This window comes from Propioniferax innocua, from assembly GCF_006716235.1.
Taxonomy (GTDB): domain Bacteria; phylum Actinomycetota; class Actinomycetes; order Propionibacteriales; family Propionibacteriaceae; genus Propioniferax; species Propioniferax innocua.
In genome coordinates this window covers 414659-430611 of record NZ_VFOR01000002.1, presented here as the reverse complement: position 1 = coordinate 430611, position 15953 = coordinate 414659, and the positions used below count along the sequence as shown (strand labels likewise).

Genomic DNA, 15953 nt, shown 5'->3' with positions numbered 1-15953 from the left:
TTCTCCGTGCTGTCGCCGTGTGCCCACTCGTGTGCACGCAACAATGTCACGGGTTGGGAAGCAGAAGGTGAGAATCAGCGATGAGGAGCGGCACCGGCTGGGCTTTGATAAGCGCCGTCTACCCACCCCCAGGAGACTGCCGGTACCGCTCGTTGAGCAAGTCTACTCGTTTTCGGGCAGTAAGCGCGAACACATGAGCAAAAAGTGAGCACCCTCTCAGGACCCCTGGGCGTGAGGAGATATATCGACCAAAGTAAGGCGTCAAGGGAGGCCGGATGCCATGGCGTCTGACAGTGTGTTCCTGGGCAGCCCATGAGGGGCAGCGTCCGCATGACGAAGGGTGACCACCGTGAGTGAAACGACCACCACCGAAGACCCGCGCATCAGCGTCGGATTCCTTGGCCCGCAGCCGTACATGGAGCATGCGCTCGACGTGCTCGGTGAGACCTACGACGTCCACATTCTCAACCCCAAGGGGTGGAGCGATGAGGAGATGGACGCCGTCGCAGCGGACTGCCGAGAGAAAGGGATCCAGGCCGTTGCCGGATACGCCCAGAAAGACGCCTACCACCACATCCTCATCAACGAGCGTCTCGGAAACCCCGTGCCGCGCCGTAAAGCCTTCCTTCACTGCATGAACAAGTACCTCATGCGAACGCTCGAGGCCGACCCGTTCTGGTTCGTGGCCATCGACCCCCTCCAGCAGACCGACGAGGAGATCATCGACTCCATCGCCGAATGGCCCTTCATGCTGAAGAACACCTCGCTGTCGCTGGGTCGCGGAATATACCGGATCAAGGACGCCGATGAACTGCGCCGGGTCCTGGGTGAATACCGTGCCAACACCGAGTTGCAGGAACTCATCGCCTCTGATGTCGACGCCTACACCAAGACGATGGAGGACGACATGCCGCAGGTGGTCCCGCCGTTCATCGGTGAACACCTCGTCGACATGAAGACCTGCGTCGAATACTGCTACGAGGGGTACATCACCGCCGACGGCGAGATAGTCCACTACGCACTCACCGAGGAGGTCTACTTCGACGATCACCAGGCGCTGGGCTACATCACGCCACCGATCAGCCTCGGCACCGAGAAGATCAACGAGATCGAAGCATGGGTCGAGGACTACATGGGGCGTATGCGTGACTTGGGCTACCTCAACCAGTTCTTCAATCTTGAGTTCTGGATCATGGGTGACGGCACCATCGCCCTCACCGAGATCAATCCGCGGGCCGCGCATTCGTATCACTACAACTACGAGTATTCCTTCGGGAACTCGCTCTACGGGGACAACCTCGAACTCGCGCGCACGGGCGAGAAGCTCGAGCACAAGACCCCGTGGCACAAGTGGCGTGACAACGAGACCAGATGTTTCACCCTGATCGCGTTGATAACCTCGCAGGTGCCCGGGAAGGTCTCCGACATCCTCGACTACGACTACGTCGACCAGCTGGAGCAGAACGAAGGTGTGCTCATCCGGCACACGCGTCAGCGCGATGATGTCCTCACGTCGGAGGACATGACCGCCGCCGGCGTCATGCTCCAGCAGATGTGGCTGACCGGTGAGACGCGCGAAGACGTGATCGCCCGTGAACGGGAGATCCGCTCGAAGATCTATCGAGATCAGAGCCACAACGGCTCGGAGAAATATCCTTCGTACTGGAAGTGACCTGCACCCACAGACGACGAAGCGGGGCATCAGTTGGCTGGTGCCCCGCTTCGGTTTCTGGCAGCTCACCGCTGCATGACTGCTGTCACTGTTCGGGATGCTGGATGTTCGGGTGCTGAGCCCCTCCGTAGGGCTGACCCTGGGGGCGGCCGAGGTGCCCCGGGAGCTGCGGGGGCGTCCAGCCGTACTGCTGCTGCGCCTGCTGCTGGGTCTGACGGGCCGCCTGCTGTGCAGCCTGGGCCTTCTCCTGGGCCCTCTTCTCGGCTTCGCGACGTGCACGTGCGCGGGCCCGATCCTGCTCGTCCTGGCTGCCTTCACCATCGACGCGCTCGTTCTCGGAGTTGAACTCGTCGAACGCGGGCTTGGCGCCCTGGGTCTGCAGCAGCGAGGTGCGGATCTCGTCGAACATCCCGCCCATGGCGCCGGGGTTGGACGGGAGGTACAGCACGTTGGTGTTGGAGTTGCGGGCGACGTCCTGCATGGTGTCGAAGTACTGCGTCATGAGCAGGAGCTGCTCCGCTGTGCCTTCGATCCCGGCTTCCCGCAGCATCTCGTACTGGGCGGCGATACCTTCGGCGATCGCGCGACGCTGGGCGGCGATGCCCACACCCTGCAGACGCTTGGCCTCGGCCTCGGCCTCGGCCTGCGTCACGCGCTTGATCTTGTCGGCCTCGGCGAGAGCCTGGGCGGCCTCGCGGTCACGTTGTGCTGCGTTGATGGAGTTCATCGAGTCGCGGACGCGTGCGTCGGGCGAGATGTCGGTGACGAGCGTGTTGACGATCTCGAAACCATAGATGCGCATCTGCGCCGACAGCGTGCGCTCCACCGACTGGGCGATGTCGTCCTTCGACTCGAAGGCCTGGTCCAGTTCGAGCTGGGAGAGGGCCGAACGGACGACGTCGAACACATAGGAGCGGATCTGCCCCTGAGGGTCCATGAGGCGGTAGTAGGCGTCCTGGACGTTCGCCTCGGGGACGAAGTACTGGACGGCGACCGGCACGGTCACGAACACGTTGTCCTTGGTCTTCGTCTCGATGTTCACCTCGAGCTGCTGCACGCGCAACGAGATCGGGGGAGTGGTCGTGTCGATCCAGGGCACCTTGAAGTTCAGACCCGGCTTGGCAACGCGGAGGAACTTTCCAAAACGTTCGACGATGACGTGTTCCTGCGTGCGCACCTTGAAGGACGATTTGAAGATCGTGCTCAAGATGATCAGGCTGATGACGGCCAAGACGCTCATGAGTGCGATTGGCACCGTTTCCCCCTTTTCTGGAGTTCGGCGGTGTGTGAGTCGCTTCCGCCGAGTCTGTTGTGTTCGTTGCCGATGTGCCGGTAATTGTGCCTGATTCGGGGTGCATCGCCCCAGAACCCGGTACCCCTGCTGGATGCAGACGCCTTGTATCTCAACACGAAACATCCCGAGTCGCGACATCGTGTCAGCGACGTCGCGACTCGGGATGGATGGCGGCCCCGACAGGATTCGAACCTGCGGCACAAGGTTTAGGAAACCTCTGCTCTATCCCCTGAGCTACGGGGCCGGGCCGGTCAGCCGGGCATATTCTAGGCGTGCATGGGTGGGGTTGGTCCAGCCGGTCAGTGGTTCAGGCGATCCCAACGCATCCACTCGGGTTTGTTGGTCCATGCCATCCGGTGGTGCTCGGCGGTGGAGAGCCGGCTGGCTGCATCATCGTCGATGACGATCGTCACGTTCGGATGGAGCTGAAGGACCGACGCCGGGCACGAGCTGGAGACCGGACCCTCGAGCATCTTCGCCACTGCCTCGGCCTTGTTGGTGCCCTTGGCGACCATGACGATCTCCCGGGCGTCCATGATCGTTCCGAGGCCCTGCGTCAGGCACTGGGTCGGCACCTCGTCGAGTGAGTCGAAGAACCGCTGGTTGTCTTTACGGGTTCGTTCGGCCAGTGTCATGGGGCGGGTTCGTGATGCCAGTGATGACCCGGGCTCGTTGAATCCGATGTGTCCGTTGGCCCCGATTCCGACGATCTGTACATCCACGCCGCCGGCGTCGATGATGGCCTGTTCGAAGCGTGCGCAGGTGCCCAAGGGGTCATCGCTGTTGCCGTCGAGCACATGGACGTACGCGGGGTCGAGGCCCAAAGGCTCGGTCACGGTGCGTCGGATGACCTCGGCGTAGGACTCGGGGTGTCCCTTGGGAAGCCCGATGTATTCATCGAGTGCGAAGCCGGCCGCTCCGGCGAGGTCGAGGCTTCCGTCCTCCAACATGGCGGTCAGTTCGGCATAGAGGCCGAGGGGGGACGAGCCGGTGGCGAAGCCCAGAACCGGAGGGATGCCGCGGCGTGTGGTTGCGCTGCGGCAGGCGCGGGCGACCCTCAGCGCTGCGAGGCGGGCGACTTCAGCGGCATTCGCGGCGATGACGACTTCCATGGGTGCTCCTTGGTGCGGTGGGGCTTCTCGGTGGGCGTGTGCGCCAAGGTGGTTGGGCTGCAGCGCGCATCCGAGTGGAGCGTAGTGGGCGAGTGGGGCCCGCTGAAAGGCGCCCCGGCATCGATAGGCTTGATCCCATGCCTGAACTCCAGATCTCCAAAGCCGTGGTGGGCAGCGGAGCAGATTCCGCCGTGGCCGAACAGGTCCGGGTGGAATGGTCCGACGATGGCATCATCACCGCCATCGAGACCGACGCGGAAACCCCCACGGCCGGATGGGCGGTGCCGGGGTTCGTGGACACCCACACCCACGGTGCGATGGGGAAGGACTTCGGCAAGGCGGATCTCGACGGGGCTCGTGAGATCCTCGATCACCATCATCGGCACGGCGCGACGACCGTTTTCGCCTCCATGGCGACCGACACTGTCGAGCACATGGCCGCACAGGCACGTGTGCTGGCAGACCTGTGCCGCTCCGGTGAGCTCGACGGGATCCATCTGGAGGGGCCCTTCCTCGCAGAAGAGCGCAAGGGTGCACACAGCGCCGAACTGCTCTGTGACCCGAAGGGCTCGGCGCTCTTTGAGCTCATCGACGCGTGCGGGGGGCACTTGGCCATGGTCACGCTTGCCCCTGAACGTGATGGCGGTATCGATGCGGTCCGCGAGCTCGTGCAGCGTGGCGTGGTGGTCGCTTTTGGGCATTCCGACGCTGACGCCGCCACGACTGCCTCGTGCATCGAAGCAGGGGCGACCGTCGCCACGCATCTGTTCAACGCCATGCCCGGCATCCACCATCGCAGTCCCGGGCCCATTCCGGCCCTGCTGACCGACCCGACGGTGATGTGTGAACTCATCATCGACGGTGTCCACGTGCATCGTGATGTTGCGCAGATGGTCGTCCAGACCGCTGGGGCCGACCGGGTGGCGTTGGTGACCGACTCCATGGAGGCCACCGGGCTCGGCGATGGCCGTTATGGCATCGGTGCTCTGACCGCGCAGGTGACCGATGGTGTCGCACGGATCGTCGAGACCGATGGGTCGGTTGGTGCCATCGCCGGATCGACGCTGACCATCGACGACGCTTTTGCGCGCATGGTCGGCTGGGGGCTGCCCGTCGAGGACGTCGCGCACATGGCCGCCACGACACCGGCGCGATTCCACGGACGTGACGATGTGGGTGTTCTGGAGGTGGGGAGGCGTGCCGATCTTGTCGTCGTAGATGATTCCGGTCGTCTCCAGCACGTTCTGCGTAGGGGAGAGTGGATTCGATGACCGATCATGATGGTGCTGTCGGCTTGGAGCAGGCCCGCAGGAAGATGCAGGACGTCGGAGTCTCCGCCGAGGCCATCGACGTGTTCAGCCACTATTACCGGCAGCTACAGCAAGGTGCCACGGGGCTGGTGCGTGAGCATGAGATCAAGCCGGTCACCGAACTGGACCGGCTGGAGGATGTGAAAGTCGATCCCCAGCGGGCTCGAGACGCCCTGGCACAGACAGTCCAGATCAAGCTCAACGGTGGGCTCGGAACGTCCATGGGCATGGAGAAGGCCAAATCGCTGCTCCCGGTGCGTGAGGGGCGCAGCTTTCTGGACCTCATCGTCACCCAGGTGTTGCATGCTCGCGCTGCGTACGATGTCGGGCTCCCGCTGTTGTGGATGAATTCCTTCCGCACCCGGCGAGAAACCCTCCAAGCCCTCGAGAACCATCCGGACCTTCCCGTGGAAGGACTCCCGGCTGATTTCCTCCAGAATCAGGAACCCAAACTCCGGGCCGATGACCTCACTCCGGTGAGCTGGCCCCAGGACCCCCAGCTCGAATGGTGTCCGCCCGGTCACGGAGATGTGTACACCGCGATACATGCGGCCGGTCTGGTGGATCGACTGCTGCAGCAGGGTTATCGCTATGCAGCAGTCTCCAACTCCGACAACCTCGGCGCGACCCCGGACGCCGGCCTTGCCGGATGGTTCGCCGAATCTGGTGCGCCGTTCGCGATGGAGGTGTGTCGACGCACGCGTGCTGACCGCAAGGGCGGGCACGTCGCATGGCGCTCCAGCGATGGGCGGCTGATCCTGCGTGACAAGGCCCAGGTTCATCCCGATGATGCCGATCGGTTCAGCGACCATCACCTTCACCGATACTTCAACACCAACAACCTGTGGTGGGACCTCGAGCAGCTCAAACATGTTCTGGATGAACGTGGGGGTGTGCTGGGGCTGCCTCTGATCCGCAACACCAAGCCCGTCGATCCAACCGATCCTGAGTCTCCGCAGGTGTATCAGATCGAGACCGCGATGGGTGCGGCGATCGAGGTGTTCGAGGGGGCCACGGCGATCGAGGTGGATCGGTCACGCTTCCTGCCGGTCAAGACCACCAATGATCTGCTCGTCGTCCGGTCCGATGTGTACGAGGTCGGTTCCAACGGGCACTTGGAGCAGCGTTCGGGAGCGGTGCCGTTCGTGACGCTGGATGATGCTCACTACAAGCGCATCGACGACTTCGAGCAGCGTTTCGAGAAAGGGGTGCCATCCCTTGTCGGTGCGGACAGCCTCACCGTGGATGGGGACTGGACCTTCGGTGCCGACGTCACGATCACCGGAGCCGCCCACCTCCGAGGGCCGGGGGGCCACGTCGAGGATGGGTCGCGGCTGTGACCACTCCGCTCGGGCCTGCCACCACCGGCTCTGGACAGCCGGTCGATGCGCCGTGGCATATTGCTCTGGTTGCAGCATTGACCGGGGAACGACGCGATGATCTGGGGCTCCAGACGGAGCCCGACATGGATGTGGTTCTCGACATGGTGGGGGACCAGCCACTGGGGCACCACGCGGTGCCGGACGATCTGATGGAGCAGCTTCCTGCTGCTCGGTTCGCTGCGGTGCTCGTCGAGCTGAGGCGCCGACGGGCGGTGGGTAGAGTCCCGGCGCCGGGGCCACGAAGTCTCGATGCCGACGATCGGAGACTTCTCGCTGATCGTCCGCCGCACTGGGGTTGAAGTTTCCGTCGTACTGGAGTCGCCTGCAGATTTTCCCGATGGCCGGGAAGGGACGGTGCTGCTCGGGGTGACCGAGCAGGTGTGAAGCAGAGGGAAAGCTGAGCGCCCGGCCGAGGGCCGGGCGCTCAGGATGTTTCGGAAAGTCGGTTCAGCGACCGGCGAGCAGGTCGCGGATCTCGACCAGGAGGTCGGCTTCGCTCTTCTCCGCGGACTCTTCGAGACCACGCATCTTCTTGTACTTCTGGTAGGGGGTCACCACGCCGAAGTACAACACGGCTGCAGTGATGAAGAACATGATGAGCGCGGTGATGAAGGCGCCGACGTTCACGCCGGCGATCGCCGTGCTGCTGAAGGCATCGACGCTGAAGACCAGGCCGATGAGGTCGGTGATGATACCGGCGAACGTCGAGACGACCTCGGCGAATGCGGTGCCGATGATGAAGGCAACAGCAAGCTCGATGAGGTTGCCCTGCAGTAGGAATTCCTTGAAGCCCTTCATGAATCACTCCATCTCTGAGGGGGCGGGGTCTCACGTGCTGAGAGCCGCAGAAAAATTTAGCATCGAAACACCCGGAGGTGGGGATGTGGACGTTCAGCGCAGCAGCGGGCTCAGAACGGCTCGGCTGCTGACCTGCGCGAGGGCTGTGGCTTCGTCGGGGGAGGCCTCCACGAGGGTCAGCACTCCCTGCGCGCTGGACGCGGCGCCGAACCCGGTGTCGGTTTCGGCATCGGGAATCGTCACCACGCGAACATCCTCGGCGACGACGGCGTCCGGACCGATGTCGGGCCCGGCAGCGATGATGTCGATGCGGTCACCGGCGCGGATCACCTGAACCAGGCCGGCGTCGGCGAACCGCACCGGGGCGACCGAGCGTCCCGGTGCGAGGGCACGAGGACTGAGGACCGACTGACTCGTCACCGGAACTCCGCGTGGTGTGGTCGCGGTGAGGATCTGCCCGGTGAGCGTGGTCGGATCTGCGGAGGCAGAGTCGGGCACGAGTTCGATCGGCATGTCGACCACTGTGAGATCCGGTTCGGTGAGCGTCCTCCCGCCGGTCAGTTCTGCGGCCGCGACCACCACTGGGGTGGTTGCCGGAGGAGCAGGAGTCAACGCTTGGACGAGAGTCAACACACCCAAAGCAGTGGCGATGGCGGCGAGAGTGCGGCGGTGGTGGCCGAGACGACGCAGGAGTGAGCGGAGGTCCATGCCAGACACCATGGAAGGGGCGGACACGGATCGAGCCCCTTATCCACAGGCAGATCAGGGGTCCACAGGCAGATCAGGGGCCCACAGGTGGGTCAGTTCGACGAACCACTCGTGGAGGAGCCGCCGGTGGATGAGCTATCTGAGGTGTTCGTGGCGGATGCGTCCGACGAGGAGCTCGACGCGGATTCACTCGATGTCGTCGCACTGCTCGAGCCCGATTTGTTCGTGGAACCCCCGGAAGAACGGCTGTCGGTCTTGTAGAAGCCCGACCCCTTGAACACGACTCCGACGGCGTTGAAGATCTTGCGCAGGCGACCTCGGCACTCGGGGCACTCGGTGAGCGCGTCATCGGTGAACTTCTGCACGGCCTCGAGGTCGTGGTCGCATTCGGTGCAGCGGTATTGGTACGTCGGCATCCTTGGTCTCCTGGGTTCTGGCACTCGACTCCTCCGAGTGCCAGCCATGGATGATACATCGAACGACCGGTACCCTCAGCCCGTGCGATTCCTCCCTCCTCGATGGCTCTGGATCACGATGGGCTCGATCATCCTGGTTCTGGCCGCGCTGATAAGTGCATCGACCGTTGCCGTGCGGGGTTCCTTCCCGCGGACCACCGGAGAGCTGATCCTCCCCGCGCTCAATGGGGAGGTCACTGTGCTCCGGAACGCTCGCGGCATTCCTGAGATCCGCGCCGACAGCGCCGAGGACCTCTTCACCGCACAGGGATTCGTGCATGCGCAGGAACGTTTCTTCGAGATGGACGTTCGGCGACACACCACCTCCGGTCGGTTGGCAGAGCTCTTCGGCGATGAGCTGTGGGAAACAGACGCGGTGATCCGTACGATGGGCTGGCGTGAGGTTGCCGAGCGGGAGGTCGATGCACTCCCCGCCGAAACCCGTCGTTACCTCGACGCCTATGCCGCGGGCGTCAATCAGTACCTCGAACAGAGTGACGGATCGATCGCACTCGAATACGACGTGCTCGGCCTGCAGGGCCTCGACGTCGATCCCGAACCTTGGACCGCGGCGGACTCGGTCGCATGGCTCAAGGCGATGGCTTGGAGCCTCGACGGGAATCTCAAGGACGAGATCCTGCACGGCGTGATGGAGAACGAGGTGGGGCCTGATCGTGCAGCCGAGATCTTCCCGACGAACCGCCCCGATCAGTACGCTCCCATCGTGGCGCACGGTCGGCAGACCCCAGAGGGGTTCGTCCCAGCCGGTGGTGGAGACCAGATGGTCGAGGAGCCTGGAGCGGTCCGCGACCGGGTCGCATCGCTGAAGGCCGCGGGGCGAGCGGCTGACACTCTCGGTGCCCTGATCGCCGATCCCGGTCTGGGGGCGGACGTGGGGTCGAACTCCTGGGTCGTCTCGGGGGAGCGGACCGCATCGGGAAAGCCCCTGCTTGCGAATGACCCTCACCTGGCGGCTTCGGTGCCCTCGACGTTCCTGCAGATGCGCTTGCGCTGCAATGAGGTGAACGCGCGATGCCCCTTCGATGTGGGCGGGTACTCGTTCTCCGGTATGCCCGGCATCATCATCGGACACAATTCGCACATCGGCTGGGGCCTGACGGTTCCCTACATCGATTCCCAGGATCTCTACATCGAACACATCGTGGATGGTGCGGCCCGGCGTGCGAAGGGCTCGGCGGAGGTTCGTGAGGAGACAGTGACGCTCAAATCGAGCAGCGGCCGGACCAAGGACATCGTGGTGCGCAGCACCAGCAACGGCCCGCTCATCTCCGATGTCGGGCTGACCGATGAGCTGCGTTCTGACCGCGGGGCTCCGGGCAGTCAGGGGCCGGAGGGCAAGGCCTCGGAAGATGAAGATTCTGGCGAGTACGCGGTCGCTCTGCGATGGGCCGCGCTGGAGCCGAGCCAATCGATCCGCGCGATCTTCGACCTGAACCGCGCCACTGACTTCGACGAGTTCCGAGACGCCGCTGAGCTGTTGAAGTCTCCATCGCAGAATCTGGTGTATGCCGATGTGGAGGGGAACATCGGTTACCAGCTGCCGGGGGCACTGCCGAAGCGCAGGGTCGGGGACGGCAGCAAACCGGTGGAGGCGTGGAGGCCCGGCGCTGCGTGGGACGGTTTCCTCGCCTTCGAGGATCTTCCCTACGCCTACAACCCTCCCGAGGGCTATATCGTCGCCGCCAACCAGCAGATCATTGACGCCGAGATGCCCGAGCAGGCCGGGAACTCCTTCGGATTCCGTTCTCAGCCGATCATCGAGGCCCTCGAGGGGCGCAGAGATTGGGACGCCCGCGCGACCGCTGAGCTGCAGGGCAACACCTACGTCGAATGGGCCGAGGAATTCGTCCCGGCTCTCGTCGCGGCACAACCTCTGGAGCCCTGGGTGGTCGACGGCCAGGAGGTGCTCTCCGAATGGGACCTCGAAGCCGACCCGGAATCCGCCGGTATGGCGTTCTTCGCCTTGACGATGCGTCAGGTCGTCCAGCGGACCTTCGGGGACGAGATCCCGTCGGAGTTGGGGCCGGGGCAGGGCAGTGACCAGTATTTCGCCGTCCTCGAATCGATGATGGACGAGCCGCAGAATCCGTGGTGGGACGATGTGAACACTCCGCAGACCGAATCCCGGGACCAGATCCTTTCCGAGTCCCTGCTGGCCGCCCGCAAGGAGATCACCGCGGTCATGGCCCGTGATCCGGAGCAGTGGTCGTGGGGCAGGCTGCACAGCCTGACGCTCACGCACCAGACGTTGGGCACATCGGGGATCGCCCCGGTCGAGTCGATCTTCAACATCGAGCCGCGTCCTGTCGAGGGCGGTTCGGCGGTCGTGTCGGCCTGGGGCTGGGACTCACGTGGAAAGGACTTCTCCGTCGTCAACGGGCCCACCATGAAGATGGTGGTGGACTTCGGCGATTTCGATGATTCGTTGTGGATCAACCAGAGTGGCACCTCCGGCCATGCCTTCCACGCGCATTACGCCGATCAGCTCCCCGACATCCTCGCCAACGAACACGACCCGTGGCCGTGGACGCGCGCAGCGGTGGATGCGCCCGATGCAGACGGTTTCGTCGATGAACAGCTGAAGCTGCTTCCTCCGGGCTGACACACCTTGGGCAGCGCCCGGCGGGCGGTTCATGTCGCGCGCTGGACGCCCGCCTCGGTCGCGATGACATCGACGCGTAGGTCCCACGGCTCGCACGGCAGTGTCTCGAGGAGCTCGTCGGCGCTCACCAGGGTCATGCTCACGCAGGAAGCGGGGGCCCCGGCCAGAACGCGGTCGAACCAGCCACCACCGACGCCCAGTCGTTGTCCGGATGCGGTCGCTGCGAGGGCGGAGGTGATGATCACGTCGACATCGGCGAGTGCGTGCGGGCCCAACGGGGGCGATGAGGGTTCCGGAATTCCCCACAGGCCCGAGCGCATGCCGGCGGGACCGGTGTAGACGGCCCAGGTGGGCGCTTCGCGTCGGGACCCGTCGGCGTGCGGCGTCAGGACCGGCAGCAGCACCCGTGCCCCACCCGCGTGCAGGGCGGACACGATCTCGGTGGTGTCCGGCTCCGGAACCACGGACAGATAGGACGCCACGGTCAGGCCCGAAACATCCCCGAGGAAGTCCAGGACGGCGGCGGTGCGGCGGGCGTCGGCGTCTGCTCGTTCGTCCTCGCTCCGTACATCACGACGCTGACGGAGAGCTGCCCGAAGTGCTTGTTTGGCAGCGTGGAACTCTGCCGGATCGACCATGGCCGAAGCTTAGATGCCGACGGAGGAGGCGTCCCATAGGGTGGCCCCATGGGACTGTTCCGACGCAAGAAGGCTGAACCGGAGCCCGAGCCGACGCCGGAGCCGGCGCCGACGCTCCCTGAGCCACCCGGTCAGGATGAGCGCGGTCTCCGATCGGTGGAGGATCAGCGGGCATGGACGTTGTCCATGATCCACGAGCTGCCGCCCTTCGGTATGCAGCTACTGGACGCGGTGGGTTTGGGGCTGTGTGAGGAGATCCGCTCCGACGTCAACCTGCCGGGGTTCGACAACACCGCCATGGACGGCTACGCCGTGCGGGCGCAGGACATCGCGGCTGCCACGGCCGATGCGCCGATCGTCCTGGAGGTCGTGGGCCGGATCGCGGCGGGTGAACCGGCAACGGCAGGGCTCGGCGAGGCGGACCTGGCCGAGGGGCAGGCCATCCGGATCATGACCGGCGCGCCGATCCCCTCCGGTGCCGATGCGGTCATTCCCTTCGAGCGGACCGACCGAGGCGAAGATGAGGTGCGTTGCTTCGGGCCTGTTCCCGAAGGCGCCAACATTCGCCGCCGAGGCAGCGATGTGGAGGAGGGAGACCTGCTCATCACCGAGGGAACGCGGCTGAACGACCGTGCCATCGGGTTGCTGGCCGGTGTCGGAATCGATCAGGTGATGGTGCGTCCGCGGCCACGGGTGGTGGTCATCGCAACCGGCAGTGAACTCGTGGAGCCCGGGATGGATCTCGAGGACGATCATCAGATCTACGACTCGAACTCCTGGATGCTTGCTGCCGCGGCCGGGGCCGCCGGTGCGCAGGTTTACCGCGTCGGACTGTTGGCCGACGACCCGGAGCAGGTCAAGCAGTCCATCAGCGACCAGTTGGTGCGGGCCGATCTGGTGGTCACCTCAGGCGGGATCAGCGAAGGGGATCACGACATCATCAAGGAGGTCATGCCCGAGCTTGGCATGGTCGATTTCAGTCGTGTCGCGATGCAGCCGGGCAAGCCGCAGGGGTTCGGGCTCATCGGTGAGGATGAGATCCCGGTGTTCATGCTTCCGGGTAACCCGGTGAGTGCCTACGTCTCGTTCGAGAACTTCGTGCGTCCGGCCATTCGCAAGCTCATGGGCGTCGAGCCACATCTGCGGGAGCCGCGACGCGCCATCGCCTCCACCGTGCTCCGGTCGAAGCCGGGTGTCGCCCAGTTCCACCGCGGATTCGTGCGCACTGACATGAGCGGACGCCGGACCGTCGAGCCGGTCGGGGGGAGCGGCTCCTATCTGCTGGATTCGCTGCAGCGCTCGAACTGTCTGATCCTGATGGAGCGTGATGTCGAGATGATCGCGGCCGGCCAGTCGGTCATGGTCTGGGCGGTCGATGAGGAATGAGTCATGCTGGACGACGAGCTCGTGGAAGGGTGTGAGGCGGGATGATGGGTGAACGACTCACACATCTGAATGATGAGGGCCATGCCCACATGGTTGATGTGACCGCGAAGGAGGTCACTCAAAGGAGTGCGACGGCGTCCGGGCGGGTGCGGCTGGCAGGTGCGGCCGTGGCGGCGCTCCGGGAGGGGAACGTGCCCAAGGGGGACGCTCTGGCCACGGCGAGGATCGCTGGGATCATGGGAGCCAAGAAGACCCCCGAGCTGATTCCCCTGTGCCATCCATTGATGGTCTCGGGAGTGCAGGTGGAGTGCACGGTGGTCGATGAAGGTGTCGAGTTGTCGGCCACGGTGAAGACGGCCGAGCGCACCGGCGTTGAGATGGAGGCATTGACGGCGGTGTCGGTCGCGGCGCTGACGGTGATCGACATGGTCAAGGCACTCGACAAGGGCGCGGTGATCGAGAACATCCAGGTGGAGGCCAAGTCGGGTGGACGAAGCGGTGACTGGAAGCGGGACCATGCTTGGTGAGGCACACACCCAGGATCTTCACGTTCATGACGCGGTGGTGATCACCTGCTCGAATCGAGCCTCGGCGGGGGTCTACGACGACGTGTCCGGCCCGTTGCTGGTGGAGTGGCTGCGAGGGCTCGGCTTCGAGGTCGCCGATCCGGTGGTCGTTCCCGACGGGGAGCCGGTGCGGGCGGCATTGCAGGAGGCACTCGACCGCGGTGCTGCTGTGGTGCTGACCACCGGCGGCACCGGTTTGACGCCCACGGACCAGACCCCCGAGGTGACCCGAGAGCTGCTGGACCGTGAGATCCCGCAGCTCAGCGCTGCCATTGCACAGCACGGCGTGGGGAAGGGCGTCGCCACCGCAACCCTGAGCCGTGGCTTGGCTGGGGTCGCTGGTTCGACGCTGGTGGTGAATCTCCCCGGATCCAAGGGTGGGGTCAAGGACGCGATGGAGGTCCTCGAACCGGTCCTGCACCACGCAGTGTCCCAGATCCACGGGGGCGACCACGCATGACCGCGTGGCCGGTCGCGCTCCGGGAAGGGGCGGTCTGGCTTCGGCCCATCCGAGCACGTGATCAGAAGCAGTGGGACCAGGTGCGGGCCCGCAATCGTGACTGGCTGGCCGAGTGGGAGGCGACGCTACCGCCCGGCGGGCGCCCGGGACCGACGTCCTTCCGTGGTTTCGTGCGCATGGTGACGCGTCAGGCGCGGCGCGGTGAAGCGCTGCCGTGGCTTGTATGGGTCGATCCGGGTGGCGGGGCTGGTTGGCGCGTTGCCGGGCAGTTGACCGTTTCGCCGATCCACTATGGATCTGCCAACTCGGCGACCCTCGGGTACTGGATCGATCAGGGTTTCGCTGGCCGTGGCGTCATTCCCACCGCGGTGGCGCTGGCGGCCGACTTCTGCTTCACCGAACTTGGACTCCACCGCATCGAGATCGCGATTCGCCCTGAGAACACCAAGTCGCTGCGTGTGGTCGACAAGCTCGGATTCCGCCACGAAGGGTGTCGACGTGCTTTCCTGCACATCAACGGGGACTGGCGCGACCATGAGATCTTCGTCATGCTCGCCGAGGAGGCTCCCGCCGGAGGCCTCGTGGCGCGATGGCGGCAGAGCCGTCACGGCGGGTGAAACACGGACACGCGGCCTCGGGTCACGCTCAGGTCACGGCCTGCGCCCTACGGTTCAGTCATGGGTTCGTCGGTATTGATCTTCGGAGGGATCGCCCTTGCGTGGGCGGCGTATTTCGTGTCCCAGGTCATGCGACGCAATTCGGGTGGCCGCGTTGATGCCGCCGCCGAATTGGCGTCGGCCACACCCGTGTTCACCGGTGGTGACTCTGCTTCGGTCATCGACGCCGGAGGAAGCCGGGTCGACCTGTCGACCCCGTTGACGCGTCGAGCCGAGCTGGCCGAGATCCGAGCCATCGACCGCACTGCGGCGCGGCGTCGACGCATGTTCCTGGCCATCGCCTTCGGACTGGTGGCGACAGTGGTGATCCTCGCGGCCACCGGCTATGTCCCATGGTGGGGCACCGCTGTCCCCGGCGGCCTGCTGCTTTTCGTCATCGGGTTCAACCGCTTCAGCGTGTGCGTTCTGCGACGGCAACTCGATGCGCGTTTCGATGCGATCTGCCATGGACATGACGAGGCGACTGTTTCGCTGAGCCGTGATGCCGATCGGTCGGGCGAGGATGGATCGGTGGATGTGGAGGCATCGATGGATGTGACGGTGTCGTCCACTGGTACGGGGACGTCGTTGTCGCCTGAAGGCGGCGGGAACCCCGACCTCTGGAGTCCGCTGCCGGTCACCAAACCCACATATGTGAGCAAGCCGCTGGCGCCTCGGACGGTGCGTACGATCGATCTGAGCCCGCCGGTCTCGCCGGCGTCAGCGCCGATCGTTCCCGTCACGGCTGATGGCGAGCGGGAACCCCGGGCTGTCGCTGTACGGCGGCAAGGTCACAGCAAGTCCGCGTGAACCCTTCCGGCGGGGCCGCGCCGAGTCTTCGTGGGTGGAGCCCGCTCTGTGGGGCGCGCCGGTCGCACGGATGCGCGGTCGGT

16 protein-coding genes and 1 tRNA gene are annotated in these 15953 nt (G+C 64.8%); 10 read left to right on the top strand and 7 right to left on the bottom strand.

Annotated features, from left to right (window positions below):
* The first annotated feature begins 349 nt into the window (after positions 1-349).
* A complete protein-coding gene (locus FB460_RS08715; RefSeq protein WP_142093735.1) occupies positions 350-1672 on the top strand; it encodes an ATP-grasp domain-containing protein in 1323 nt (440 codons plus the stop codon).
* Positions 1673-1757: 85 nt separating this feature from the next.
* On the opposite strand, the gene FB460_RS08710 is transcribed toward FB460_RS08715, so the two are convergent.
* The 3 genes from FB460_RS08710 to nagB all read right to left on the bottom strand — a co-directional run bounded on the left by FB460_RS08710 (position 1758) and on the right by nagB (position 4078).
* Positions 1758-2927: an SPFH domain-containing protein gene (locus FB460_RS08710; protein WP_246044341.1), complete on the bottom strand. Its 1170-nt coding sequence runs from the start codon at positions 2925-2927 to the stop codon at positions 1758-1760.
* A 207-nt stretch (positions 2928-3134) separates the two neighbouring features.
* Positions 3135-3210: transfer RNA gene (locus FB460_RS08705), tRNA-Arg, on the bottom strand.
* A 55-nt stretch (positions 3211-3265) separates the two neighbouring features.
* Positions 3266-4078: a glucosamine-6-phosphate deaminase gene (gene nagB, locus FB460_RS08700; RefSeq protein WP_142093734.1), complete on the bottom strand. Its 813-nt coding sequence runs from the start codon at positions 4076-4078 to the stop codon at positions 3266-3268.
* A 137-nt stretch (positions 4079-4215) separates the two neighbouring features.
* On the opposite strand from nagB, the gene nagA reads away from it, so the two are divergent.
* Genes nagA through FB460_RS08685 form a run of 3 tightly spaced genes read left to right on the top strand, consistent with a single transcriptional unit; the run spans position 4216 to position 7069 of the window.
* Positions 4216-5349 (top strand): N-acetylglucosamine-6-phosphate deacetylase, encoded by a 1134-nt coding sequence (gene nagA, locus FB460_RS08695; RefSeq protein WP_142093733.1) that lies wholly within the window; start codon positions 4216-4218, stop codon positions 5347-5349.
* A complete protein-coding gene (locus FB460_RS08690; RefSeq protein WP_142093732.1) occupies positions 5346-6728 on the top strand; it encodes a UTP--glucose-1-phosphate uridylyltransferase in 1383 nt (460 codons plus the stop codon). The genes nagA and FB460_RS08690 overlap by 4 nt, the downstream gene beginning before the upstream one ends.
* Entirely contained in the window at positions 6725-7069 is a 345-nt protein-coding gene (locus FB460_RS08685; protein ID WP_142093731.1) for a hypothetical protein, read from the top strand. The genes FB460_RS08690 and FB460_RS08685 overlap by 4 nt, the downstream gene beginning before the upstream one ends.
* A gap of 148 nt (positions 7070-7217) precedes the next feature.
* Here the strand turns inward: FB460_RS08685 and FB460_RS08680 are convergent, their stop codons facing one another.
* The 3 genes from FB460_RS08680 to FB460_RS08670 all read right to left on the bottom strand — a co-directional run bounded on the left by FB460_RS08680 (position 7218) and on the right by FB460_RS08670 (position 8692).
* Positions 7218-7568 carry an MscL family protein gene (locus tag FB460_RS08680; protein WP_142093730.1) on the bottom strand — a complete coding sequence of 117 codons (351 nt, stop codon included), beginning with the start codon at positions 7566-7568 and terminating at the stop codon, positions 7218-7220.
* A gap of 93 nt (positions 7569-7661) precedes the next feature.
* On the bottom strand, positions 7662-8276 hold the full coding sequence (locus FB460_RS08675; RefSeq protein ID WP_170210019.1) for an SAF domain-containing protein: 615 nt from the start codon (positions 8274-8276) through the stop codon (positions 7662-7664).
* A 92-nt stretch (positions 8277-8368) separates the two neighbouring features.
* Positions 8369-8692 (bottom strand): FmdB family zinc ribbon protein, encoded by a 324-nt coding sequence (locus FB460_RS08670; RefSeq protein WP_142093728.1) that lies wholly within the window; start codon positions 8690-8692, stop codon positions 8369-8371.
* Positions 8693-8774: 82 nt separating this feature from the next.
* On the opposite strand from FB460_RS08670, the gene FB460_RS08665 reads away from it, so the two are divergent.
* Positions 8775-11354 (top strand): penicillin acylase family protein, encoded by a 2580-nt coding sequence (locus FB460_RS08665; RefSeq protein ID WP_170210018.1) that lies wholly within the window; start codon positions 8775-8777, stop codon positions 11352-11354.
* A 29-nt stretch (positions 11355-11383) separates the two neighbouring features.
* On the opposite strand, the gene FB460_RS08660 is transcribed toward FB460_RS08665, so the two are convergent.
* Positions 11384-11992, bottom strand: a complete 609-nt coding sequence (locus tag FB460_RS08660) for a 5-formyltetrahydrofolate cyclo-ligase (protein ID WP_142093726.1) — start codon at positions 11990-11992, stop codon at positions 11384-11386.
* Positions 11993-12040: 48 nt separating this feature from the next.
* Here FB460_RS08660 and glp point away from each other — a divergent pair, with 48 nt between their 5' ends.
* From glp to FB460_RS08635, 5 genes are read left to right on the top strand one after another with little or no spacing between them, the layout of a single operon-like run.
* Positions 12041-13378 (top strand): molybdotransferase-like divisome protein Glp, encoded by a 1338-nt coding sequence (gene glp, locus FB460_RS08655; RefSeq protein ID WP_142093725.1) that lies wholly within the window; start codon positions 12041-12043, stop codon positions 13376-13378.
* A gap of 44 nt (positions 13379-13422) precedes the next feature.
* Positions 13423-13905 carry a cyclic pyranopterin monophosphate synthase MoaC gene (gene moaC, locus FB460_RS08650; protein ID WP_211345923.1) on the top strand — a complete coding sequence of 161 codons (483 nt, stop codon included), beginning with the start codon at positions 13423-13425 and terminating at the stop codon, positions 13903-13905.
* Positions 13877-14404, top strand: a complete 528-nt coding sequence (locus FB460_RS08645; protein ID WP_342775215.1) for a MogA/MoaB family molybdenum cofactor biosynthesis protein — start codon at positions 13877-13879, stop codon at positions 14402-14404. Before moaC ends, FB460_RS08645 begins: the two co-directional genes overlap by 29 nt.
* The gene (locus tag FB460_RS08640) at positions 14401-15021 is read left to right on the top strand and encodes a GNAT family N-acetyltransferase (RefSeq protein ID WP_142093722.1); all 621 of its coding nucleotides are present in this window, start codon (positions 14401-14403) and stop codon (positions 15019-15021) included. The genes FB460_RS08645 and FB460_RS08640 overlap by 4 nt, the downstream gene beginning before the upstream one ends.
* A gap of 60 nt (positions 15022-15081) precedes the next feature.
* A complete protein-coding gene (locus FB460_RS08635; RefSeq protein WP_142093721.1) occupies positions 15082-15870 on the top strand; it encodes a GumC domain-containing protein in 789 nt (262 codons plus the stop codon).
* Positions 15871-15953: the final 83 nt, after the last annotated feature.

Excerpts from the sequence above, each read along its gene's own strand:
- nagB (WP_142093734.1), bottom strand. The coding sequence starts at position 4,078 with ATGGAAGTCGTCATCGCCGCGAATGCCGCTGAAGTCGCCCGCCTCGCA.
- nagA (WP_142093733.1), top strand. The coding sequence starts at position 4,216 with ATGCCTGAACTCCAGATCTCCAAAGCCGTGGTGGGCAGCGGAGCAGAT.
- FB460_RS08690 (WP_142093732.1), top strand. The coding sequence starts at position 5,346 with ATGACCGATCATGATGGTGCTGTCGGCTTGGAGCAGGCCCGCAGGAAG.
- FB460_RS08680 (WP_142093730.1), bottom strand. The coding sequence starts at position 7,568 with ATGAAGGGCTTCAAGGAATTCCTACTGCAGGGCAACCTCATCGAGCTT.
- FB460_RS08675 (WP_170210019.1), bottom strand. The coding sequence starts at position 8,276 with ATGGACCTCCGCTCACTCCTGCGTCGTCTCGGCCACCACCGCCGCACT.
- FB460_RS08670 (WP_142093728.1), bottom strand. The coding sequence starts at position 8,692 with ATGCCGACGTACCAATACCGCTGCACCGAATGCGACCACGACCTCGAG.
- FB460_RS08660 (WP_142093726.1), bottom strand. The coding sequence starts at position 11,992 with ATGGTCGATCCGGCAGAGTTCCACGCTGCCAAACAAGCACTTCGGGCA.
- glp (WP_142093725.1), top strand. The coding sequence starts at position 12,041 with ATGGGACTGTTCCGACGCAAGAAGGCTGAACCGGAGCCCGAGCCGACG.
- moaC (WP_211345923.1), top strand. The coding sequence starts at position 13,423 with ATGGGTGAACGACTCACACATCTGAATGATGAGGGCCATGCCCACATG.
- FB460_RS08640 (WP_142093722.1), top strand. The coding sequence starts at position 14,401 with ATGACCGCGTGGCCGGTCGCGCTCCGGGAAGGGGCGGTCTGGCTTCGG.
- FB460_RS08635 (WP_142093721.1), top strand. The coding sequence starts at position 15,082 with ATGGGTTCGTCGGTATTGATCTTCGGAGGGATCGCCCTTGCGTGGGCG.